Source organism: Bacillus mojavensis (genome assembly GCF_012648005.1).
Taxonomy (GTDB): Bacteria; Bacillota; Bacilli; order Bacillales; family Bacillaceae; genus Bacillus; species Bacillus mojavensis.
In genome coordinates this window covers 402,740-424,867 of sequence record NZ_CP051464.1, presented here as the reverse complement: position 1 = coordinate 424,867, position 22,128 = coordinate 402,740, and the positions used below count along the sequence as shown (strand labels likewise).

Below are 22,128 nucleotides of genomic sequence, written 5' to 3'. Positions count from 1 at the left end.
TTCATACCTTTGGACTACTATAAATTTATCAACAAGCGGGCCTGCCTCACAGGCGGTCTTATCCATAAAAATACCTATACGGAGGAACATAAATGAATTTTATCAAACGGGCTTTTTGGAACATGAGGGCCAAAAAAGGAAAAACGTTTTTGCAGTTATTTGTGTTTACAGTCATTTGTATATTTGTTCTGTCTGGCCTCACGATCCAGTCAGCAGCTCAAAAATCCAGCGACCTTGCCAGACAGGAGCTGGGCGGAACCGTTACCCTTCAAGTTGACCGCCAAAAACAAATGGAGAAGCAGCAGGACAGCGGTGAAAAACGCAGCTTCGAATCTACACCGATAAAAGTGTCTGATGCCAATAAGCTGACAGCGCTTGATCATGTGAAGAGCTACAACTTCATTACATCAGCTTCAGCCAACGCCGGAAACTTCGATGCGATTGAAAGCTCAAGCTCCAGTGATTCGAGCACAGACTCAAGCTCAAGCGATACAAAAGCCGCTCCAATGCAAGGCGGGAAACAAATGGTTCAAGCCGATCTTTCGATTGAAGGTGTCATCAGCACGTCGCTGTTAGAGGAATTCTCTGACGGAAATGCAAAAATCACAGATGGGCGCGCGATTACAAAATCTGATGTCGGCAAAAAAGTCACAGTGATCAATGAGACATTAGCAGAAGAAAATGATCTAAGCGTTGGGGATTCCATCACAATTGAATCAGCAACAGACGAAGACACAACAGTCAAACTGAAGATTGTCGGTCTTTATAAAACAACGTCTTCAGGCGATGACCAAGCCCAGAATTTCTCATTCTTAAATCCTTACAATAAGCTTTACACACCTTACACAGCAACAGCAGCTCTGAAAGGTGACGATTATAAAAATACGATTGATTCAGCTGTTTATGTTATGGACGATGCTGAACATATTGATGCATTCGTTAAAGCAGCGAAGAAAACATCAATTGACTTTGATACGTTTACATTAAATACAAACGATCAGCTTTACCAGCAAATGGTCGGCCCGATTGAAAATGTAGCTTCTTTCTCTAAAAACGTTGTGTACCTTGTATCAGCGGCAGGCGCTGTCATTCTAGGCCTCATTGTCATGATGTCAATCAGAGAGCGCAAATATGAGATGGGTGTGTTAATGGCGATCGGTGAAAAACGCTGGAAACTGATCGGACAGTTCTTAACTGAGATTCTGATCGTGGCTGTTATCGCGATTGGCATTGCATCATTGACGGGAAATCTAGTTGCGAACCAGCTCGGAAATCAGCTTTTATCCCAGCAGATCAGTTCATCAACTGATTCAACACAAACCGCAAGCGGCCAAATGCCCGGCGGCGGGGGCGGCATGGGCCACGGAATGTTCGGCCAAAGCTCTTCAAACGCGGACGTCATTGATTCACTGAATGTGGCCGTTTCTATGAACGATATGCTTGTTCTCGGCGGAATCGGAATGGTAATCGCTGTCATTGCAACGCTGCTGCCGTCTATTTCAGTACTGCGGCTCCACCCGAAAACAATATTGACTAAACAGGAATAGAAAGAGGCGAATCGAATGAGCTTATTAGAATTTCAACAAGTCGGCTATTGGTATAAAGACAAAAGCCAGCCCTTGTTTCAAGATATAAATATCAGTTTTGAAAAAGGTAAATTTTATACAATCGTCGGCACTTCAGGGACAGGAAAGACGACCTTTCTGTCTCTGGCAGGCGGACTTGACACACCTAGAGAAGGACAAATTCTTTATGGCGGAAAAGCTGTTTCCAAAATCGGACTGGCGAATTTCAGAAATAAATACGTATCAATTGTCTTTCAGGCGTACAACCTGCTTCCATATATGACCGCTCTGCAAAATGTGACAACCGCCATGGAAATCACAGGTTCAAAGGAAAAGAACAAAGAAGCATATGCGTTGGAGATGCTGGAGAAGGTCGGCATCAATGAAAAACAAGCCCGGCAAAAGGTGCTGACATTAAGCGGCGGACAGCAGCAGCGTGTTTCCATTACAAGAGCATTTTGCTGTGACACCGATTTAATCGCAGCTGATGAACCGACCGGAAACCTTGATGAGGATACGTCAAAAGAAATTGTGCGGCTCTTTCAGGATTTGGCGCACAAAGAAAATAAATGCATTATCATGGTGACGCATGATGAACAAATTGCACGGGTATCTGATATAAACATCAGACTTTCACGAGGAAGCTTTACTGTGACGGAAAACGCCGCAGTCGTATAAAAAACGCGCCTCTGCCAGTGCAGACAGGGGCGCAACCTATATCCCCCTTTTATATAGATGTGAACAGTAAAAGAGCGGCGGCTGCATCCCTCCGCTCTTTTTATTGTTTCTGTTTATCAGCCTGCTTTGATTTCTCTCTTCTTTTCTTTTTCCAAACAGCGAGGATAAACAGAAATAATGGAAACAGCAATTGAAAGGGCAAATGAATGTACAGCGGCACTACCTTCAGTCCTTCATTTAAATGCTCTGAAAAATTGGTGGCAATTGTGATGGAGAGGATGAGTATGCCCAGTCCCATTGGATATGCCAGCTGTGAAGGATTTTTTTCCTTAAAGAGAGTGGACGTACCCACCACCACCGCATACAGGTAGAGGCTGACTTTGAAGAAGCCGCCGATAATCAGTGCCAGCATAAAAAAGATATCAAGCCGATCCAGAAATTCTTCTACTTTGATTGTCTGAATCGTACTTAAAAGCGGAAACTGCGATCGCAATGTCAGATCAACATCAAGCACACTGATATTAATCGCTACGGTAAGCGCCACAATCAATCCGCTGATGACCATAGCGAGCATCCCCACTTTTTTGACATTCTTGCGATCATTGAGATTGGGGAAAATCATGACAAATAAAACAACTTCACCGAACGGCACATACATGGTTTGTGTAAAAACAGAATGAATAACAGGGAAAACCCCGTCTGCTAAAACTGGTTTTAAATTTTTCAGATCGATGGAACCCGATACAATGATCAGCACGAGACCGAGCGCACCCAATAGATACATGGCCCCGAAGAGAAGCTCACCCGCCCTCGCCAGCACTTCAATTCCTTTTCTGACGGCATATATGCAGACCACCATTAGTAAAGCATTTACGATGATAATCGGAGTATCATGGTAAGCAAATGTCAGCAGCATTTCTCCGAAATCACGCAGCACCCGGGCGGCAATATATGCAAAATATAAGATATATAGAAACGAAAAGGTCCAGCTCAGTTTTTTTCCGAGCATATCATCCATGTATTCTTTTGGGGAGAAATCCGGATAGCATTGATAGATCCCCTGATACAAGTAAAAAAGAAACAAACCAACTGCACAGCCTAATAGCACAGCGATCCAGGCATCCCGGCCCGCCATTGTTCCCGGGGTAATCAATAAGGAGCTGCCCAGCTCGAATATGATCATCATGACAAACAGCTGCCTAATGCTGATTTTGGCTTTTTCCATCTGTCACTTCTCCTTTCTCGACCTATTCATCGATTAAGCTGGTTTCTGAGCGGGTTATTTCGCAGCCCTGTTCTTCTGATATAGGTCTCCGCCTTTACATCGACAGGCAGATCAGGCAAATATTCTTTGTCCCATGTATCCCTCATTTTTTCCCACTGCTTCGGATACTTTCTGTATATCGTGTCTCCAAATCCGATGAAGTCAATTTTATGTTCCTTTATGTTTTCAACCGCATGGGTAATTTCCTTTTCCAGCTGTTTGTTGAGTGCTTTTTCGATATCGGCTAACACCTTTGGATCAGACAAATGAAATGGATATTTTACTGCGTCTATTATGCCTTCAACCGTCACGTGAACATGAATACGGGGACGGCCGTTTCGTATCTCCGGGGTAAGCTTTGTTGCCTGATGCGTGACCTGTAAGCTTACCGCATCTTTTGTCTTGCCCCAATCGGCATTAATAAAGGTGTGCTGGATTTGATTCTTAAGCCAGACGATCCCAACGCTTTCCTTATCCTCAATCCAATATTTTAAGTGGCCTGTTTTATCAAACACCGCCAGACCGTTCGCCTGAAGAATGGCTTGCGGGTCAGTCGCCTGTGTGTTTTCCAGGCTGACTCCTTTTTTATCGTCCCCGATCATCCTGTATCCGGGGATCACCGGCGCTTCTGTGGTGATGGCAAGTGTTTTCAAGACATCTTGGATACTGGTTTTAATCACCCGCCCATATTGCGCTTGCGTGAAGTCGAGTGTTTTGTTGACTTTATTGGACGGAATTTTATCAATCGGCGTAAGCGTTTTGACGATGTTTTCGGCTTTCGTTTTATGGGCGATGACAATCGTTGCCGTTGTCCTGAATTCCGTATCACGGTCAAGGTTGTCTAACACAAAATTCAAACCTTCCTCTCTCGCCAGCTTTTCACTAACCACGACCAGGTTGGTATGTGCAAAGTAAAGCCGCCTGGATACTTTCATAGAGGCTTTCCTAAGCGCTTCCGTCATGTTGTCACCTACTATGGAATAGACGGATATAGGCGGTCTGTCCCCCGCACCCCCGCCCTGAAGCCCTCCGGCGACGTTTCCGGGATTAATGATCTGAAAGTGCAGGACGTAGTTCCCTTCATTTGTCCGATCAATACCGATTGCCGAAATAATCGCAAGATCTGTCAGCTCGCGCTTATCCCAGCAGCCGGGCAGCACAATGATGCTCAAAAGCATGATAACGGCTAATACACGTTTACGTATCATCATGATCTCCTTCTCTCAACTCTTTGTTCACCATTCCGCGTGAACCATCCGGCTGAGGACGCTGGTCTTTCCCCTGGCGGACCTTATCTTTCTTGCTGATGGATTCGGGCCTTTTTTGATCGGCCCACCAAGGAACACGGAACAGCGTGTCTTTCACGCCTTGTGAAGAAAAGGGCGCAAGCGGCGACATATAAGGAACACCAAAGGAACGCAGGCTGCATAAATGAACAAACATCATAATAATTCCTAATACCAGCCCGTAAAAACCCATTACGGCAGAAGCAATGATAAAAATAAACCGAATGAGGCGGGCAGATATCGCCATGGCAAACGCCGGCGTTGCGAAGCTGGCAATGGCCGTTATGGCAACGATGATGACCATTGCCGGAGACACAATACCAGCCTGAACAGCAGCTTGGCCGATAACAAGCGCGCCTACAATGGACACAGCCGATCCCACAACCCTCGGCAATCTGACCCCAGCTTCCCTGAGAATCTCAAACGCAACCTCCATTGTGATTGCTTCTACAACGGCCGGAAACGGAACGATTTCCCGCTGGGCAGCAATGACGACTAACAGCTGTGTCGGAATCATTTCCTGATGAAACGTCGTGGCTGCCACATAAACAGCCGGTGCGACAAGTGAAATAAAAAAGATAAATATCCGCAAAATCCGTATACTTGTCGCAATGTCAAAGCGTGAATAATAATCTTCAACAGACTGAAAAAATTGAATAAATAAGGCTGGGGCAATCAGAACAAACGGTGTTCCGTCCACAACGATCGCAAATCTTCCTTCTAACAGATTTCCTGCGACGACGTCAGGGCGTTCCGTGTGATACATGGTCGGAAACGTCGTAAACGTTTCATCTTCGATCAGCTGCTCGATGTATCCGGATTCCAAAATACTGTCAATGTCTATTTTTTTCAGGCGCTGCTTCACTTCCTTCAGCACCTTTTCATCACAAATGCCTTGAATGTACATAAGCGCGATATCCGTATTGGTCACAGAACCGATTTTCATTTTTTCGACCCATACATTGGGATTTTTAATATATCGCCGAATCATGGAAATATTGGTTTGCAAAGACTCTGTAAACCCTTGGCGCGGGCCACGGAATGACACCTGGGTGCTCGGCTCTTGAATGGAGCGGTGCTCTCCCCCCTGGGTGCTGCAAATAAGCGCCTCATCAGAACCGTCCGCAAAAACCAGCGCATTTCCAAGCATCAATTCAGTGAACAGCTTGTCCCAGCTCTTTTCAGCTTTTACGCCGCCCAGCGGAAGCGTTTTTTCAAGGATCTGCTTCATTGCATGGGCGTTTTGGATGGCTTGATCCTGAATCAAAGGCTCGATTAACGATTCATGAATCGTATTATTATCAACCAAACCTGCGACATAAATAATGGCCAGGTGAACATTATCCTGTTCCCCTGCTTTCACTTCCCGAATGATGACATCAGAGCTGCTTCCGACTTTCTTCTTCACGTCCGCCACATTTTTCGCCAAACTTGAGGAAGCCAGAACGGGCCCTTGTTCTTTTTTCTGCTGATTTCTATCTTCTTGTTTCTGGCTGTCTTTCGTTTCGGTATTTTTCTTTTGCTTAAAAAATGACGGCATACACAAAATACCTTTCCTAATCGTTTTCTCATATTCTTCCTGTTAGCCTCAGGATTATGCATGTGACTGGGCGATCGGGGTATAACTCTCTCATAAAGATAGACACTAAAAGCGGAGGGTGATGAAGGATGAAAATATTAGGCGTGACGGCTGTTTTATTAATTTGTTTGTTAGTGATTTCAGTTTCTATGGATATGCTTCAAGGATTCAGTTTGGGAAAAGCCATTTATAATAATATGTCCAGCTTCAAGATGACATCGGTTGCGGAATGGGCGATGCTATTATTTTTTGTTTTGATATTGGCGAGAGATATATTCGCGATCTATAAATCGAACAAAAAGAGCCCCTAGAGCGAGGCGCTTTTGTTCAGACGATAATATTGCCGTTTACCTTATCTCTGCTGTTAGTGGTGATGGTTCCTTTGATGATTCGATTTCCGATGATGGTGGAATTCGTTGAGGTGTCCGTTTGAATAGCCACCGCCGTGCTTGGGGAGAGATTGTTGATGGTGTTTCCTGAAATGATAGAGCCTGAGGAGCCGTTGAGATAAATCACAATTGGTTTGCCGGCTGTTCTATTGACTGATATGGTGTTATCAAAAATATCATGAACGCCGGTGCTGATATAGATGGTTACTAGAAGAGGAGATCTTTCAAAGTGGTTTCCGATTATAGAGGTTTTTGCACTTGTCGTACAGTAAATCGGGTAATTTTTAAAGTTTTTAAATGTATTGTTTTTAATGATCGCGCCAGCATTGTTTGTAACAGAAACGGCATACGACTCAAGGGGCGCTTCAAACGCATCGGGGTTCAGTGTATTTCCTTCGATCACCGCGTTTCCTTGAGTGATCCAAATGCCGCGGCTGAATTTTCTCAGCACATTATCTTTAATAATCATATCGCCTCCTGAAATGTTCACCCCGTCGATGACTTGAATAAGACAGTTATTCAGAAATGCGGTATCATCAGACAGCACCGCCCGAAGACCGGTACTGCGCCTTGTTCCAGAGAGTCCGTTTTGAATCTGGTTGCCATCTACCTTTACGTCGGAAGACTGATAAACCAATATCCCAGTGTTTTCAAAATTGCTGATTTTGTTGTTCGTGACAAGAACGCTCTTTCCCCTGACATCAATTCCAGTTGAAAATCCGGTAATAAGATTGCCAGCGATCACTGCATCACTGCTTTCTTTTCCTTGTGAAACACCCAGTCCGGTAATCCCGACTCTAGGCGCCGCAGCCCCGTCTCCCGCCCTTCTGAGAATATTCCCCTTAATAACCGTTTGAGTGCCGTACCCATAGCTGATCGTATTGTCTGAGTGGTTTCCTTCTATTGAAATGCCGTACCCGTTAAAATTGGTCACAGAACTTGAAACGTTTCCATTAAAATAGTTATTGCGAATCGAAACATTGATCGGTTCCTCATAATCAATATTTCCTTCACCATATCCTTCAATGTCAATTCCGAATTTCGGCGCTGTTCCATTTCCCCTTCCGGCATCTTCAATCACGCAGCCCTCCACCGTGACTGTGTCACATCCGGTAATCGAAATGTTATTTCTTCTTGATCGCCGAACCTTACAGCGGCGGATGGTAATGTGCTTTGATGTTCGATAATCGTCATTTGTCTTTAAGCCCCGCGGACTGACAATGATCCCATCTCCGGTAAAATCAGAAATGTTGACATCCTCAACGACAACATTCGAACACCCTTCAATACAAATGCCGAAGCCCCATTCATGTGTTGACCTTACTCCCGCTGACGCATACGTATGCTCATCGCGCTCGCCGATAATTTGTCCACCGGAAATGGTTATATTCTCTTGCTTGCCTACATAAAATGCAGAATACCCCCATGAGCTGTTAGGAATGACTTTGATAATACACTCAGAGTCCATGACAATATGAAGATTGCCGGGAACAATAATCCCAGCGTTGCGAAACAACTGATTCGCATCCCCTCCAAGTGTCCCGTCAATTAAATATGTTCCTTTCGGGAACCAGACTGTATGGTACCCCTTTGAAACAGCCGCCTTGAGGCATTGATTAATCAGTTCTGTCGAATCCGTTTTTCCGTCCCCTAAAATACCGAAATCTGCTGCATTCAAGATGAATTCAGCCAATGATCCAGCCTCCTCCTGCATGATTGTTACTATGATATTCGCGGCAGCCTGATCCGCTTGTACATTTCTCTAAAATTTTATTAAAAAAGTATAAAGAAATACTATCGTTAGAAAATGTAACAAAATGAGACTTAAGGAACAGGAAAAACTCACTATTTTTATACCCTTATAGTTTTTCCATTCTGGAACTTCTTGAAATAAGTATAATTTATATTGACACAAGTATTATATAAGAATATGATTTTTATAATACACTTTTTTAAGAAAGGGTTTGGCTGACATGGCTTCGATTGATAACGAAACTATCATCAAAAGCGTCCCGCAAAAAGGGTTCTTTGGTCACCCGCGAGGACTATTTACTCTGTTTTTTACTGAATTTTGGGAGCGTTTCTCCTACTATGGCATGAGAGCACTTCTTCTTTACTATTTGTATACAGAGACAGTAAACGGAGGGCTCGGCTTTGACAAAGGCACTGCGGTTGCTATTATGTCAATTTACGGATCTCTCGTATACATGTCCACTATTATTGGCGGATGGCTCGCTGACCGGTTATTCGGTACTGCAAACACTGTGTTTTACGGCGGGATATTCATTATGTTCGGCCATATTGCACTCGCCTTTCCAGGCAGCACGACAGCATTCTATATCAGTATGGCGCTTATCATAATCGGGACAGGTTTATTAAAACCAAACGTTTCAAGCGTGGTTGGAGATCTTTATACAAAAGAAGACGCGCGCCGCGACTCAGGTTTTAGCATCTTCTACATGGGGATCAACCTCGGCGGTTTACTTGCGCCGTTAATTGTCGGAACACTCGGACAGAAGTACAACTATCATCTTGGCTTCGGAGTTGCCGCAGTCGGAATGCTACTCGGACTTATCGTATTTGCTCTGACAAGAAAGAAAAACCTCGGGTTTGCAGGTTCAAATGTGCCGAACCCGCTGTCTAAAAAATCAGCAATTGGCACTGGCATCGGGGCGATCATTGTGGCGGTCGCAGTGATTATTGCTTTGCAAACAGGTCTGCTGACGATCAATCGGTTCATCGACCTTGTAAGTATTCTCGGTATTTTGATTCCTATTGTTTATTTCATTATCATGTTTACAAGCAAAAAAGCGGACAAAACAGAAAAATCTCGTCTTGCCGCTTACGTTCCTTTGTTTATTGCTGCTGTCATGTTCTGGGCCATTCAGGAACAGGGAGCAACTATTCTTGCGCTTTACGCTGACGAACGCACAAGGCTTTCAGTGGGCGGATTAGAACTTCAGTCATCTTGGTTCCAATCATTAAACCCATTGTTTATCGTCATTTTCGCACCAATTTTCGCATGGTTTTGGATGAAGCTTGGCAAACGCCAGCCGTCCACACCAGTTAAATTTGCGTTCGGAATTATTTTAGCCGGCTTGTCATTTATTATCATGGTATTCCCTGCCATGCAAGGAAAAGAAGCACTCGTCAGTCCGCTTTGGCTCGTTCTCAGTTTCCTGCTTGTCGTACTGGGAGAGCTGTGCCTGTCTCCAGTCGGTTTATCCGTTACAACAAAACTGGCGCCAGCTGCATTTTCTGCACAGACAATGAGTATGTGGTTTCTGACGAACGCAGCAGCCCAAGCAATCAATGCCCAAGTAGCCGGGTTGTTTGATAAAATACCTGAAACAACTTACTTCGGTACTATCGGCTTGATTTCTATCATACTCGGCGGCATTCTGCTGCTGATTTCACCGATCATCAAACGTGCGATGAAAGGTATCCTATAATAAAGAAAATCCCGCAGATCAGCCCTGCGGGATTTTTATTCGTCTATCCATTTTATTAAGCTTTGCTCGAAGGTTTGCGGTTCCTCCAGCATCGGCTGGTGCCCGCTCTTTTCAAAGATGACCTTTTTCACATGCGGATATAAGCCGTCAACGGCATCCCACAACGATACAGGAGCAACCAAATAGTCATACCTTCCTAAACCGATATAGACAGGAACACGAACGTCTGCTAACCGCTGTATGAGGTTCATCTGCGCGAAGGTATGTCCCCATAATTCATCTATGATTGGCATATTGGTGGAAACACCTTCCCATAAAGCTGCCGCATCCGGTCTCTCTTTATAAAAGCTTTTCGCTTCAGCGCGAATGCACATGTGCACGAAACGTCTTTCAGGATCTTTTTCTATGTCACCTGCTAAACTAGCAATATCTTTTTCGAAACGTTTCTTTCTCTCAGGACTGGCTGTTTCCCTAAAAAACGCTTCACTGTCCTGCTGTCTCTTTTGACTGTTATCAGGCGCTGAATTGAGAAGGACGGCCTTCCGCACATGCTCAGGATATTTTCTAGCGTATTCTAATGCCATAAACGCGTGCCCCGAATGCCCCATGATGATAAAATCCTTAAGCTGGAGATGGCGTCTTATCGCTTCAATATCGTCCAACACCGCATCCAGGCTTTGATCTTCCGGCCGCAGCGCCCGTGCCGGCTTGGCAAAACCTCTGTGATCGGCAAAGATCCATTGAAATTTCTGTTTGATATCCTCATGAAATAGACGCGGGTAGTAAACCGCACTGCCGACCACGAGAATCGGCGCGCCCTCTCCTACAAGACAATAAGATAAATCAAAACCGTCTGAATGACAGATCCCCTTTGTGCCCATTCCTCACGCCCCTTTGTTTTTATATGTTTCATTATAAAATAAAAGCCTGACGCATGGCGTCAGGCTTTTTCATTTATCGTTTTAATTCCTCCAGCGTCACTTTCCATCTGTTCAGCACTTCGTCAGCATGATGAAGCTGTATCCTGACGCCGGAAGTTACATCAGCGTACTTTGCAGCATCCTCCTTAGCTGAAGTGATACGGCAGGCAAAGCGTTCCCTGTCATAGACCGCATCGTTCAGCGGCGGGAGCGGCTCACATTGCAGTTTCACGTAATGAGCAGCTCCCTTCCACCATGCAGTGAGCTGAGCTTGTCCCGTACGAAGGATATTTCCCGCGGTCTCTGTGTGTTTCCACAGGGCGATCCGGATATCCGTCCGATTCAGGGCGATGATTTCTCCGGCGCTGATCATGGCGGCATGCGGCCAGCCGTCCTCTGATACCGTCTGCAGAACGAAGGCTTCATGCTGCTTCTCTTTCAGGCGTTCACCGTCAAGCAGCTCATAGAGACGGTCTGATAGTTGATTCACGCCGATCAGGCCTTTCGTTCTGGAACAGCGGGGACTTCAACCGCTGTTTCTGTTTCTTTTGGATCGATTTTAAAGGCTGGATTATATTTTTCCGGATTTGTAATGCTTTCTGGTTCACAGGATCTCCATGTGAAAAAACATGTTTGGCATTGATAGACTTCCCAGGCGCCTTTTACAGGCGATTTGCTCATGACTTCTCCTTTTTTCGAATCGCATCGAGGACATGTATGCATATCAAATCATCCTTTCCTATTTATTCATCAAGTCCATTAGTTTTTGTTCCCATTCTTTTGTTGTTAATGGAGAATCAAGCGGCTGTGAGTAATGGCCTCTTGTTTCTGGCGCAACAGGTGTTGTGGCGTCAAGAATCATTTTGTGTGTGATTCCTGATGGATTTGATCCCGGGTCAAGCGGCAGAACTGATAAATCCGGTATAATGACCGCATCGTGTTTCGGATGCATTTTTGTAGAGAGCGCCCACATGACCTGCGGCAGGTTGAATGGATCGACATCCTCGTCGACAACGATAACCATTTTGCAGTAGCCTAGACCGTGCGGGGTTGTGAGCGCTCGCATGCCGACCGCTTTCGCAAATCCGCCGTAGCGGTTTTTTGTTGATACAATCGCGATTAACCCGTGAGTGTACATGGCGTTCACAGCCACAATTTCATTCGGATACGCTTCTTTTAACTGCTGATACAGCGGCACACAAGTATTAATACCGATCATGTAGTCACATTCTGTCCACGGCATGCCTAAGTATAAATGTTCAAAAATCGGGTTGTTTCTGTGATACACACGTTTAATTTTGATAATCGGCATGCTGCGTCCGCCGGAATAATGCCCTGTAAATTCACCGAATGGGCCTTCATATTCACGTTCTCCGGCAATGATTTCTCCCTCGAGCACAACTTCTGCTCCCCATGGAATATCAAGGTCAGACAGCTTTGATTTTACGATGCGGTACGGTTCTCCTTGGATTGCTCCCGCCATTTCGTATTCGGATTGGTCATAGAGAAGCGGAGTGGATGCCGCAGTTGTAATGACCGGTTCACATCCGAGCGCAATCGTGACCGGAAGATTAATGCCGCGTTCTTCCGCTTGGCGCAGATGGATCGCAATATCGTGCTGCGGCACAGGCTGTATGCCGAGGCGGTCTTTTCCCTTTACCTGCATTCTGTATATGCCGACATTCTGTTTTCCGAAGTTTTCAGGGTCCTCAAGATCACGAGAGATGACGCATGCTTTGTCTAAATAGTAACCGCCGTCTCCTTGGTTAATCCTGAAAAGAGGCAGGATATCGAACAAATTGATGTCTTCTGTGATTTCATTTTCATGAAATGGCGCTGTTTCTTCGCGTTTGACCTCCATCGGAAACTGTTCATATCGCTTCGCGAATTCAAAAAACTGCTCTTTCACCGGTGTATCTTTCGGCAGTCCGAGCATCATTGCGTGGTTCGGCCAAGAGCCGATGACATTCATCGCGATTTGCGCATTGTTGTAGCCGTAAATATTGTTAAATAACAGTGCGGGGCTTTTATCGCCGAGGTTGCTGGCTGCCCGTGCAGCTGCTCCCAGATCTGGCTCAGGCTTTACCTCTTCATTCACCGTTAACAATTGTCCCTCTTTTTCAAGGGCAGAGAGAAATTCTCTGAAATCTTGATAAGCCATCATCAAGCTCCTCCTTTTTGTTTTTCAATTCCATTCCAGCGCTTTGCCTCAGAAAGGCGTATGCCGAATTGGTCCAAAGTTCTGAATACAATATGGTCGACCATTTCTTCTAAGCTGCTCGGCTGATTATAAAACGCCGGCATGGGCGGAAGAATAATCGTACCCATTTTTGTGAGTGCAAGCATATTTTCGAGATGAATCTGGTTTAAAGGTGTCTCTCTTGTTAAGAGAACGAGCTTTTTTCGCTCTTTCAGCATGACATCCGCCGCGCGAGTCAGCAGATTATCCGCCATCCCGGTACGGATGCTCGCAAGCGATTTCATACTGCACGGCGCCACAATCATGCCATCGGTATCAAACGAGCCGCTGGAGATGGCCGCCGCCTGATCCTTATGCGAGTATGTGTATGTGGCCAGCTTTTCAACTTCTTTTAACGTATAACCTGTTTCATGTTTGATGGTAACGTTAGCCCAAGGAGACACAACGAGATGGGTTTCCACTTCCGCTGCCTTCAGCCATTCTAATAGCCTAACACCGAAAATAGCCCCTGTTGCCCCGGTCATACCGACAACGAGTTTCAAATTTTGCCCCTCCTTTACGCTTGAATTCTGTCTTCATTTCAATCATACTCCTGATATATCCATATGAAAAATATTCGTTAAATCTATATTCAATACCTAAAAGGTATATAAAAGGAGGCGCTTCTTTGGACATCCGTCAGCTGCGATATTTCATTACCATTGCCCAAGAACAAAAGATCACCTCTGCCGCCAAAAAGCTCCATATGGCGCAGCCGCCGTTAAGCAGGCAGCTCAAACAGCTTGAGGATGAGCTGGGTGTTGTATTGTTTGACCGCAATAAGAAAAAACAAATGACCCTTACATATGAAGGAAGCATTTTTCTCAAAAGAGCCAAAGAGATTCTGCACAGGTTTGAAGATGCAGTCATAGAGGTGCAAGAGCTCAGGGAGGAGGTTGCCGGCACGCTGGCTGTGGGTTCGACGATTTATTGCGCGGCTCTAATGCTTGAGAAAGTGACGCAAATGAAAGAAAGATATCCGCACCTCACCTTTAATATTTGGGAAAACGAGCCGGCAACGCTGTTAGAGCTGCTGGAAAGCCGGCAAATCGACGCCGCTGTCACGACAACCATGATAAAAAGCGATACTGTACAATTTAAAAAGCTTGACGACATTCCATGTGTGCTCGTTCTTTCTGATGATGCTGGGTATACATGCGGAGACACCATCCAAATGGAGGATATCCCTTCTTTCCCGCTGATTCTGCTGCGGCCTGTGAACGGAAAAGGTGTTTATAATCAGGTCATGAATGAATTTCAGCGTCTTCAGCTGGAGCCGCGTATTGTTTGTGAATGCCACGACTCAGCAACACTGCTCAGTCTCGTCTCATCAGGATTTGGCGCGTCCATATTGCCCGTCACCATGATTCCTGTTCATATGAGAAACCATATTCACACAGTTAAAATTAATAACAATCCCTTCGTTATGACACCGGCTGTCATGTGGAGAACTGACAGTTATTTGCCAAAACCGGTGCAGCAATTTTTGAATTTATTTTAAGTGTTTTTGTCTCATGAAAACCAAATACTTGACTCATACTAAAAAAAAGTTATCCTTTAGATTTGTAAGCTATTTTTTTATTTCAATAAAATTAATCAGAAAAGTGGGGAATAGAATGAAAAAAGCACTTTTAGCTTTATTCATGGTCGTAAGCATTGCAGTTCTCGCAGCTTGCGGAGCAGGAAATGACAATCAGTCAAAAGATAACGGAAAAAACGGCGATCTTTGGGCTTCAATTAAGAAAAAAGGTGTACTGACAGTCGGTACAGAAGGAACGTATGAACCGTTCACTTATCATGACAAAGACAATGACAAACTGACTGGCTATGATGTGGAAGTCATCACAGAAGTCGCAAAACGCCTTGGACTGAAAGCCGAATTTAAGGAAACACAGTGGGACAGCATGTTTGCCGGCCTGAATTCCAAACGGTTTGACGTCGTTGCCAACCAAGTCGGAAAAACAGATCGTGAAGACAAATATGATTTCTCAGACAAATACACAACATCAAGAGCCGTTGTCGTGACGAAAAAAGACAACAACGATATTAAGTCTGAAAAAGACGTAAAAGGAAAAACGTCAGCTCAATCACTGACAAGCAACTATAACAAACTAGCTACAAATGCCGGCGCGAAAGTAGAAGGCGTTGAAGGCATGGCGCAGGCCCTTCAAATGATCCAGCAAGGCCGCGTCGACATGACGTACAACGATAAGCTTGCCGTATTAAACTATTTAAAAACATCAGGCAACAAAAACGTAAAAATTGCGTTTGAAACAGGCGACCCTCAGGAAACGTATTTCACGTTCCGTAAAGGAAGCGGTGAGGCTGTCGACCAAGTCAACAAAGCATTAAAAGAAATGAAAGAGGACGGGACTCTTTCTAAAATCTCTAAAAAATGGTTCGGCGAAGATGTTTCTAAATAATATACCGGCACTGACGCTTGGCACGGCGATCCCGTGGGATCTGGTGCAGCAGTCATTCTGGCCGATACTTTCAGGGGGAATCTACTATACGATTCCCCTTACGATTCTTTCCTTTATATTCGGAATGATACTGGCGCTGATTACGGCGCTTGCCAGAATGTCGAAAATGAGACCTTTGAGATGGGTGTTCAGCGTATACGTATCCGCCATACGCGGCACGCCACTTCTCGTTCAATTGTTCATCATTTTCTATCTGTTCCCGGCCTTTAACATTACACTAGATCCTTTTCCAAGCGCAGTTATTGCCTTTTCCTTAAACGTCGGCGCCTATGCATCTGAAATCATCAGGGCATCTATTTTATCCGTGCCGAAGGGGCAATGGGAAGCTGGCTATACAATTGGCATGACACACCAGAAGACGCTGTTCCGCGTCATTTTGCCGCAGGCGTTTCGTGTGTCAATCCCGCCATTATCCAATACCTTTATCAGTCTGATCAAAGATACATCGCTTGCGTCTCAGATTCTCGTCGCTGAGCTGTTCAGAAAAGCTCAGGAAATCGGCGCGCGGAATCTCGATCAGATCTTAGTCATTTATATTGAAGCGGCCTTTATTTATTGGATGATCTGCTTCTTGCTTTCGCTCGTCCAGCATGTCATCGAACGGCGTCTTGACCGCTACGTGGCCAAATAAGGAGGTTCCGAGTATGCTTTCCGTTACAGGATTAAACAAATCATTCGGTCAAAATGAAATTTTAAAACAGATAGATATGAAGATAGAAAAAGGAAAAGTCATCGCTATACTTGGGCCTTCCGGTTCAGGGAAAACGACGCTGCTTCGCTGTCTGAACGCGCTGGAGATCCCGAATCGCGGGGAGCTTGCATTTGATGATTTCTCCATCGATTTTTCAAAGAAAGTGAAGCAGTCGGATATCCTTCAGCTCCGCCGGAAATCGGGAATGGTGTTTCAGGCGTATCACCTCTTTCCTCACCGCACAGCCCTTGAAAACGTCATGGAGGGCCCTGTTCAGGTGCAAAAACGCAACAAGGCAGAGGTCAGAAAAGAAGCGATTCAGCTTCTGGAAAAAGTCGGATTGAAGGACAAAATGGATTTATATCCGTTCCAGCTTTCCGGAGGCCAGCAGCAGCGCGTCGGGATTGCCCGCGCACTGGCCATTCAGCCGGAGCTGATGCTGTTTGACGAACCGACCTCAGCGCTTGACCCTGAGCTTGTCGGTGACGTGCTGAAGGTTATCAAGGATTTAGCCAATGAAGGCTGGACCATGGTCGTTGTTACCCATGAAATCAAATTCGCCCAGGAAGTGGCGGACGAAGTCGTCTTCATTGACGGCGGCGTCATCGTGGAGCAGGGGCCGCCGGAGGAAATCTTCTCCGCCCCAAAAGAAGAACGGACCCAGCGGTTTTTGAATCGGATTTTGAATCCGTTATAAAATCCAAAACAGGGCGCCTGCCGGCGGCCCTGTTTTTTTATTGAGCCTTGTTCGCCTATTCCGCCCTTCTGTCAGATATGCTACAATGACAATCGATTGATTTTTACGAAAGAAGGGACTTCACGTGAAGCGAGAACTTGTTCTGCGCTGGACATTTTATTTTGCCGGTCTGCTTATTTTGTCTTTTGGTGTATCCCTTACGATAGAAGGAAAAGCGCTAGGGATCAGTCCGTGGGATGCATTTCATTACAGCCTGTTTCAGCACTTCGGGCTTACGATCGGCCAGTGGGCCATCATTATAGGTGCGATCATCGTTGGGTTGACGTCATTGTTTACGAGAGCTTGGCCAAAAATCGGAGCGATACTGAACATGCTGCTCATCGGTATTTTTATAGATTTTTTCAATTTTCTCCTGCCTGAACCCTCCGGTTACATGGCTTCCGCTATTGTCTTCTCTCTCGGCGTGCTGCTGATTGGCTACGGCGTCGGTGTTTATGTATCAGCAGGTCTTGGTGCAGGCCCGCGTGATTCGCTGATGATGCTGATTTCAGAAAAAACCGGCTGGAATGTGCAATGGGTGCGAAACGGCATTGAAATCACGATTTTGTTCGCGGCATGGGGCATGGGCGGACCGATCGGGATCGGAACCATTTTGACTGCGATCCTTACTGGGCTGATTTTGCGTTTTTCATTGCCGCAGTCCACACAATTATTACAATATGCTATGGCGAGACGGACAGCCGCTGCCAAAGCGACTCCGCCTCTGCACTAATCTACTGATACACAAAAACCGGACCAATTACATTTGTCCGGTTTTTTGCTTTTCACTCATGTTCTGCAAGCTTGTCTCATAGATTGGTACTATCTCATATAAGAGAAATACAAGAGACGGCAGGTATCATAATGGAAGTTATCCAACATTTTGCTAGACGCTCCTTCAGCATATTGCTCTTTTTCTTTTTACTCTATTGTTTCATCCTCCTTGAACCCGACAAGCTTTCTATTCCTGTTCCAAATTCCCTGCTTAACGTCAATACCATTTTTCTGAGTATTTTACTTGAGTCCATTCCTTTCATCATGCTCGGCATCTTTTTTTCATCACTGATTGACTTGTTCATATCCGATCAATGGATGACCAAATGGATCGTGAAGAACCCATATGGCGCAATTGGCTCCGCTCTCTTGATCAGCATTCTTTCTCCAGTGTGTGAATGTGCGGTGATTCCAGTGGTGCGCCGTCTGATCCAAAAAGGCATGCCTCTGCACGTCGGTACGGTCATTTTAGTCGGAGCTCCTATCTTAAATCCGATTGTCGTATTGTCCACCTACTTTGCATTCAGCAAGAACCTGGAGCTTGTCTATGCGCGCTTCGGGCTGGCCGTCGTCATTTGTATCATCACTGGCCTTATGATGTATTGGTTATTCAGAAAGCAATCAATGCTGAAAGAATCTACATCAGACGCGCGGACAGAATACACCCCGCAGCAGCACAGAAACCGCTTGAGATCTATCGTTACCCATGCGATTGAGGAATTCTTCGACATGGGCAGATATTTAATCGCCGGCGCATTTATCGCCAGTCTTTTTCAAACCTTTTTAAATCGGGGAGCTCTCGCTGAACTGGGAACGAGTGATCTGTCAGGTTCGGCTGTCATGATGGGACTTGCATTTGTCCTTTCACTCTGCTCGCATGCGGATGCTTTTGTCGCTTCTACATTCGCCGGCACTTATTCTCACGCTTCCCTTCTCTCCTTTTTGCTGTATGGCCCGATGCTTGATTTGAAAAATACGTTTGTATATGCTGCATGTTTCAAAAAACGCTTTGTGATCGCATTTTTTCTGATCATTTCAGCTTCGGTGCTTGGAATCGCCTGGCTCTATGGTGTCATATTCGGATAAAGGGTGGTTGAATTGAAACATACTGCAATGTATTCTTTTGAAGCTGTGGTTCGCGGACTTCTATTAATCGGCTTTGCTTTTATGACCTTAAAACTTTATCTGACAGGCGACATTTTACATTTCATTTCTCCCCGCATGATTTGGTTTACAAAGTTCTTTATCTTAACTGCTTTTACACTCGGGATATTGTCAATCATGTGGCGAAAACAAGACAATCGGTACAGCTGCTCCGTCTGTGCATGCAGTCATCAGCATCCACAGACTCACCCATGGCTGTACAGCTTTTTTCTGATACCTATCGCATCAGGCTTCCTTTTCCCAAACCATGTTCTGACAAATGAAATCGCCCAAAACCGAATGTTTTCCACAAATGGTTCGATTGATGACATCAAATCAGAAACAAATGCTGGTGAAGAAGGAACGGCTTCTACACTTCCAAGCGGCTATGAAAAAGAACTGGCGCGGCAAATGGAGCAAGAAGAAACGATTTCTGTAGTGGATAAATATTATGTTCCGGTTGTTCATCTTTTGATGGAGAATCCGGAATCTTATGAAGGAAAGGAGATTCATATCAAAGGGTTTGTCTATTTTGACGAACAGCTGAACCGCTATATTATCGGCCGTTATGGAATATCATGCTGTATCGCCGATGCCACGGTTTACGGGCTGCCGGTTGGTTTCTCTAAAAAACCTGAAATTAAGGCAGGCGAATGGGTTTACCTAACGGGAAAGCTTACAACGATCGATCAGGACGGCGAACGTCTTCCAAACATTTCTGTGACAAACACACAAAAAATCAGCACACCTAAAAGCCCTTATGTATATGAGATCATCGAGGATCTTACTCCGAAGTAAATCAAAATATGATAGGATGGTTTTGACAATCTTTTGCAGACGGAGGATCTAGAATGAAAATTTACGGAATTTATATGGACCGCCCGCTTTCACAGGCAGAATCGGATCGGCTGATGTCTTTCGTTTCCGCTGAAAAGCGGGAGAAATGCCGGAGATTTTATCATAAAGAAGATGCTCACCGCACCCTGCTGGGAGATGTGCTTGTCCGCTCTGTCATCAGCGAGCAGTACCAGCTGAATAAAGCCGATATCCGCTTCAGCGCGCAGGAATACGGGAAGCCTTGCATCCCTGACCTCCCCGATGCCCACTTTAACATTTCCCACTCCGGCCATTGGGTCATCGGCGCATTTGATTCAGATCCGATCGGCGTCGATATTGAAAAAATGAAGCCAATCAGCCTCGGGATTGCCGAACGTTTCTTTTCAAAGACCGAGTACAGCGATCTTTTATCCAAACATAAAGACGAGCAAAACGATTATTTTTATCATTTATGGTCTATGAAAGAAAGCTTTATCAAGCAGGAAGGCAAAGGCCTGTCGCTGCCGCTTGACTCCTTCTCCGTGCGCCTGCATGAGGATGGCCGAGTAACCGTCGAGCTTCCGAAACATCATACACCTTGCTTTATCAAATCGTATGAGGTAGACCCCGGCTATAAAATGGCCGTGTGCGCCGCCCGCCCTGATTTCCCGGAGGACATCACCATGATCTCGTACGAAGCCCTTTTATAAATGGCCCATCAAAAGCTTAATGCCTCGCTCAATATCTTCCGTCTTTACATTGGAAATATTGATTTTTAATAGATTTTCTTTCGGATAGTCTGATAAATAATGGCGGTCAATTGCTTCAAGGAGAACCTCCTGCTTTTTCGCCTTTTGAATCACTCTTGATGCCGGCAGATCCTCAGGCAGCACCAGATGGGTATGCATGCATGGGGCTTGGCCGCTGGAAAATATAAAGCGGCCGCGGCTCGATTGTCCGTGTGTTTGGATAGCTTCATGAAGCCTGAGGGACCGTTCCTTATAGGAATTTCTGATTTTTTCCTTGTGCCTGCCGAACATTCCGCTTTTGATGTAAATTTCTAACGCGGCTTGAGAAATCATCGAGCAGTCAATATCGTTCAGCTTTTTATACGTATGAAATGTGTCAGTCAGCACATCCGGCAAAACGGCGGCCCCCACGCGAAGACCGGGAAACATCATTTTTGAAAAGCTTTTTAAATAAATCACATGTGAGGACAGATCGTATGCGTACAGCGGATCTGCCTTTTTATTTTCCTCAAGATCACCAAGGTAGTCATCTTCAACAAGATAGACGTCATAGGCTTCTGCCAATCTCACCAGCTCTTGTTTGTCCCGTTCGGCCAGTGAACTCCCAAGCGGGTTATGGAAGCGTGGCATCGTATAAAAAAATTTGATCGGTTCTGTTTGAAACAGCCGCTCGACTTCTGCTAAATCAAGCCCCTCCTCCGTTCTTTTTATCCCGATGGCGGGGATGCCCAGTGTCTCCAGCTGTTCAATCATCAAATGATAGCCTGGCTGTTCAATGGCGATCGTCTTTTTCCCATTGGGAAACGGCATTGCACACAGCAGGGAAAGTGCCTGCTGTACGCCGGATGTGATAAACATATGCCTCTCGTCCGCAAATACCTGCTGATCAGCAAACAGCTTTCGCAGAACAGAGATGAGCGACGGGAGGCCCTTCGGTGTTCCGTATAGAAACAAATCACGCTTGTATGTATCAATCGCTTTGTTGATGCAATGCTGAAAATCCACATACGGAAAAATATCAGGGTCTGGCGCAGATGTTGCAAAGTCGATTGGGCCTGCCTTGCCGTGATGCGGCTTCTTCGTCTTTTTCACAAGATAATAGCCGCTTTTCGGAACAGAATAGATGAGATGGCGTTTTTCCAGCTCTTGCAGCGCGCGGATCACCGTGCTTTTGCTGACTTGATAGCGGGTAGACAGCTGCCGGATGGAAGGAAGCCTGTCTCCTTCTTGATAGACACTGCCTTGCATCATTTCCTCTATCTTTATTAAGAGACTGATATACTTCTCCATTCTTTCTCCCCCTGTTTTGTACCGGTACAGTTCATTGTTTTTCTCATTGTACCGTTCCGATCCTCCCCATACAA

At 45.4% G+C, this 22,128-nt stretch carries 21 protein-coding genes and 1 pseudogene; 12 read left to right on the top strand and 10 right to left on the bottom strand.

All coding sequences use genetic code 11. The features are described 5' to 3' along the window. Positions 1-92: 92 nt before the first annotated feature. Both HC660_RS02130 and HC660_RS02125 read left to right on the top strand, forming a co-directional pair. On the top strand, positions 93-1,547 hold the full coding sequence (locus HC660_RS02130; protein WP_168746928.1) for an ABC transporter permease: 1,455 nt from the start codon (positions 93-95) through the stop codon (positions 1,545-1,547). Between the two features lie 15 nt (positions 1,548-1,562). Beyond that, positions 1,563-2,243 (top strand): ABC transporter ATP-binding protein, encoded by a 681-nt coding sequence (locus HC660_RS02125; protein WP_168746927.1) that lies wholly within the window; start codon positions 1,563-1,565, stop codon positions 2,241-2,243. 100 nt (positions 2,244-2,343) lie between these two features. Here HC660_RS02125 and HC660_RS02120 read toward each other — a convergent pair whose 3' ends face one another. From HC660_RS02120 to gerKA, 3 genes are read right to left on the bottom strand one after another with little or no spacing between them, the layout of a single operon-like run. Continuing rightward, positions 2,344-3,468, bottom strand: coding sequence for an endospore germination permease GerKB (locus tag HC660_RS02120; protein WP_168746926.1), 1,125 nt, complete (start codon positions 3,466-3,468; stop codon positions 2,344-2,346). A 26-nt stretch (positions 3,469-3,494) separates the two neighbouring features. Further along, positions 3,495-4,715, bottom strand: coding sequence for a Ger(x)C family spore germination protein (locus HC660_RS02115; protein ID WP_168746925.1), 1,221 nt, complete (start codon positions 4,713-4,715; stop codon positions 3,495-3,497). Continuing rightward, positions 4,705-6,333, bottom strand: coding sequence for a spore germination protein GerKA (gene gerKA / locus HC660_RS02110; protein ID WP_010333014.1), 1,629 nt, complete (start codon positions 6,331-6,333; stop codon positions 4,705-4,707). The genes HC660_RS02115 and gerKA overlap by 11 nt, the downstream gene beginning before the upstream one ends. 128 nt (positions 6,334-6,461) lie before the next feature. Between gerKA and HC660_RS02105 the strand changes: the two genes are divergently transcribed. After that, entirely contained in the window at positions 6,462-6,683 is a 222-nt protein-coding gene (locus HC660_RS02105; protein ID WP_010333013.1) for a YczF family membrane protein, read from the top strand. 16 nt (positions 6,684-6,699) lie between these two features. Here HC660_RS02105 and HC660_RS02100 read toward each other — a convergent pair whose 3' ends face one another. Further along, positions 6,700-8,454: a right-handed parallel beta-helix repeat-containing protein gene (locus HC660_RS02100; RefSeq protein WP_168746924.1), complete on the bottom strand. Its 1,755-nt coding sequence runs from the start codon at positions 8,452-8,454 to the stop codon at positions 6,700-6,702. Between the two features lie 280 nt (positions 8,455-8,734). Here HC660_RS02100 and HC660_RS02095 point away from each other — a divergent pair, with 280 nt between their 5' ends. Continuing rightward, positions 8,735-10,213 (top strand): peptide MFS transporter, encoded by a 1,479-nt coding sequence (locus tag HC660_RS02095; protein WP_010333011.1) that lies wholly within the window; start codon positions 8,735-8,737, stop codon positions 10,211-10,213. Between the two features lie 35 nt (positions 10,214-10,248). Here the strand turns inward: HC660_RS02095 and HC660_RS02090 are convergent, their stop codons facing one another. The 5 genes and pseudogenes from HC660_RS02090 to HC660_RS02070 form a co-directional block, all read right to left on the bottom strand. After that, the gene (locus HC660_RS02090; protein ID WP_168746923.1) at positions 10,249-11,094 is read right to left on the bottom strand and encodes an alpha/beta fold hydrolase; all 846 of its coding nucleotides are present in this window, start codon (positions 11,092-11,094) and stop codon (positions 10,249-10,251) included. A gap of 73 nt (positions 11,095-11,167) precedes the next feature. Beyond that, complete coding sequence (locus tag HC660_RS02085; RefSeq protein ID WP_168749361.1) at positions 11,168-11,632, bottom strand: pyridoxamine 5'-phosphate oxidase family protein; 465 nt, start codon at positions 11,630-11,632, stop codon at positions 11,168-11,170. Then, entirely contained in the window at positions 11,629-11,856 is a 228-nt protein-coding gene (gene bsdD / locus HC660_RS02080) for a phenolic acid decarboxylase subunit BsdD (RefSeq protein WP_010333008.1), read from the bottom strand. Before bsdD ends, HC660_RS02085 begins: the two co-directional genes overlap by 4 nt. 16 nt (positions 11,857-11,872) lie before the next feature. Continuing rightward, positions 11,873-13,294 (bottom strand): phenolic acid decarboxylase BsdC, encoded by a 1,422-nt coding sequence (gene bsdC / locus HC660_RS02075; RefSeq protein WP_168746922.1) that lies wholly within the window; start codon positions 13,292-13,294, stop codon positions 11,873-11,875. Positions 13,295-13,296: 2 nt separating this feature from the next. Further along, positions 13,297-13,912, bottom strand: a pseudogene (locus HC660_RS02070) (non-oxidative hydroxyarylic acid decarboxylases subunit B). 88 nt (positions 13,913-14,000) lie between these two features. Between HC660_RS02070 and HC660_RS02065 the strand changes: the two are divergent. The 8 genes from HC660_RS02065 (at position 14,001) to HC660_RS02030 (ending at position 20,725) form a co-directional block, all read left to right on the top strand. Further along, a complete protein-coding gene (locus HC660_RS02065; protein ID WP_168746921.1) occupies positions 14,001-14,873 on the top strand; it encodes a transcriptional regulator BsdA in 873 nt (290 codons plus the stop codon). 115 nt (positions 14,874-14,988) lie between these two features. Continuing rightward, positions 14,989-15,795 carry a cystine ABC transporter substrate-binding lipoprotein TcyA gene (gene tcyA / locus HC660_RS02060; RefSeq protein WP_010333004.1) on the top strand — a complete coding sequence of 269 codons (807 nt, stop codon included), beginning with the start codon at positions 14,989-14,991 and terminating at the stop codon, positions 15,793-15,795. Beyond that, positions 15,782-16,486 carry a cystine ABC transporter permease TcyB gene (gene tcyB, locus HC660_RS02055; RefSeq protein ID WP_168746920.1) on the top strand — a complete coding sequence of 235 codons (705 nt, stop codon included), beginning with the start codon at positions 15,782-15,784 and terminating at the stop codon, positions 16,484-16,486. Before tcyA ends, tcyB begins: the two co-directional genes overlap by 14 nt. 13 nt (positions 16,487-16,499) lie before the next feature. Next, complete coding sequence (gene tcyC / locus HC660_RS02050; protein ID WP_010333002.1) at positions 16,500-17,243, top strand: cystine ABC transporter ATP-binding protein TcyC; 744 nt, start codon at positions 16,500-16,502, stop codon at positions 17,241-17,243. Positions 17,244-17,367: 124 nt separating this feature from the next. Beyond that, the gene (locus HC660_RS02045; RefSeq protein ID WP_010333001.1) at positions 17,368-18,015 is read left to right on the top strand and encodes a YczE/YyaS/YitT family protein; all 648 of its coding nucleotides are present in this window, start codon (positions 17,368-17,370) and stop codon (positions 18,013-18,015) included. Positions 18,016-18,146: 131 nt separating this feature from the next. Next, positions 18,147-19,142, top strand: coding sequence for a permease (locus tag HC660_RS02040; protein ID WP_168746919.1), 996 nt, complete (start codon positions 18,147-18,149; stop codon positions 19,140-19,142). 12 nt (positions 19,143-19,154) lie between these two features. Further along, on the top strand, positions 19,155-19,997 hold the full coding sequence (locus HC660_RS02035; RefSeq protein ID WP_244956480.1) for a TIGR03943 family putative permease subunit: 843 nt from the start codon (positions 19,155-19,157) through the stop codon (positions 19,995-19,997). 53 nt (positions 19,998-20,050) lie between these two features. Further along, positions 20,051-20,725, top strand: a complete 675-nt coding sequence (locus HC660_RS02030) for a 4'-phosphopantetheinyl transferase family protein (protein WP_168746918.1) — start codon at positions 20,051-20,053, stop codon at positions 20,723-20,725. Here the strand turns inward: HC660_RS02030 and HC660_RS02025 are convergent. Continuing rightward, a complete protein-coding gene (locus tag HC660_RS02025; RefSeq protein ID WP_168746917.1) occupies positions 20,720-22,054 on the bottom strand; it encodes an aminotransferase-like domain-containing protein in 1,335 nt (444 codons plus the stop codon). The two genes, HC660_RS02030 and HC660_RS02025, sit on opposite strands and share 6 nt — an antisense overlap. Positions 22,055-22,128: the final 74 nt, after the last annotated feature.

Coding starts and splice junctions, on each gene's coding strand:
- HC660_RS02130 (WP_168746928.1), top strand. CDS start 93: ATGAATTTTATCAAACGGGCTTTTTGGAACATGAGGGCCAAAAAAGGA.
- HC660_RS02125 (WP_168746927.1), top strand. CDS start 1,563: ATGAGCTTATTAGAATTTCAACAAGTCGGCTATTGGTATAAAGACAAA.
- HC660_RS02120 (WP_168746926.1), bottom strand. CDS start 3,468: ATGGAAAAAGCCAAAATCAGCATTAGGCAGCTGTTTGTCATGATGATC.
- HC660_RS02115 (WP_168746925.1), bottom strand. CDS start 4,715: ATGATACGTAAACGTGTATTAGCCGTTATCATGCTTTTGAGCATCATT.
- gerKA (WP_010333014.1), bottom strand. CDS start 6,333: ATGCCGTCATTTTTTAAGCAAAAGAAAAATACCGAAACGAAAGACAGC.
- HC660_RS02105 (WP_010333013.1), top strand. CDS start 6,462: ATGAAAATATTAGGCGTGACGGCTGTTTTATTAATTTGTTTGTTAGTG.
- HC660_RS02095 (WP_010333011.1), top strand. CDS start 8,735: ATGGCTTCGATTGATAACGAAACTATCATCAAAAGCGTCCCGCAAAAA.
- HC660_RS02090 (WP_168746923.1), bottom strand. CDS start 11,094: ATGGGCACAAAGGGGATCTGTCATTCAGACGGTTTTGATTTATCTTAT.
- bsdD (WP_010333008.1), bottom strand. CDS start 11,856: ATGCATACATGTCCTCGATGCGATTCGAAAAAAGGAGAAGTCATGAGC.
- bsdC (WP_168746922.1), bottom strand. CDS start 13,294: ATGGCTTATCAAGATTTCAGAGAATTTCTCTCTGCCCTTGAAAAAGAG.
- tcyA (WP_010333004.1), top strand. CDS start 14,989: ATGAAAAAAGCACTTTTAGCTTTATTCATGGTCGTAAGCATTGCAGTT.
- tcyB (WP_168746920.1), top strand. CDS start 15,782: ATGTTTCTAAATAATATACCGGCACTGACGCTTGGCACGGCGATCCCG.
- tcyC (WP_010333002.1), top strand. CDS start 16,500: ATGCTTTCCGTTACAGGATTAAACAAATCATTCGGTCAAAATGAAATT.
- HC660_RS02040 (WP_168746919.1), top strand. CDS start 18,147: ATGGAAGTTATCCAACATTTTGCTAGACGCTCCTTCAGCATATTGCTC.
- HC660_RS02030 (WP_168746918.1), top strand. CDS start 20,051: ATGAAAATTTACGGAATTTATATGGACCGCCCGCTTTCACAGGCAGAA.
- HC660_RS02025 (WP_168746917.1), bottom strand. CDS start 22,054: ATGGAGAAGTATATCAGTCTCTTAATAAAGATAGAGGAAATGATGCAA.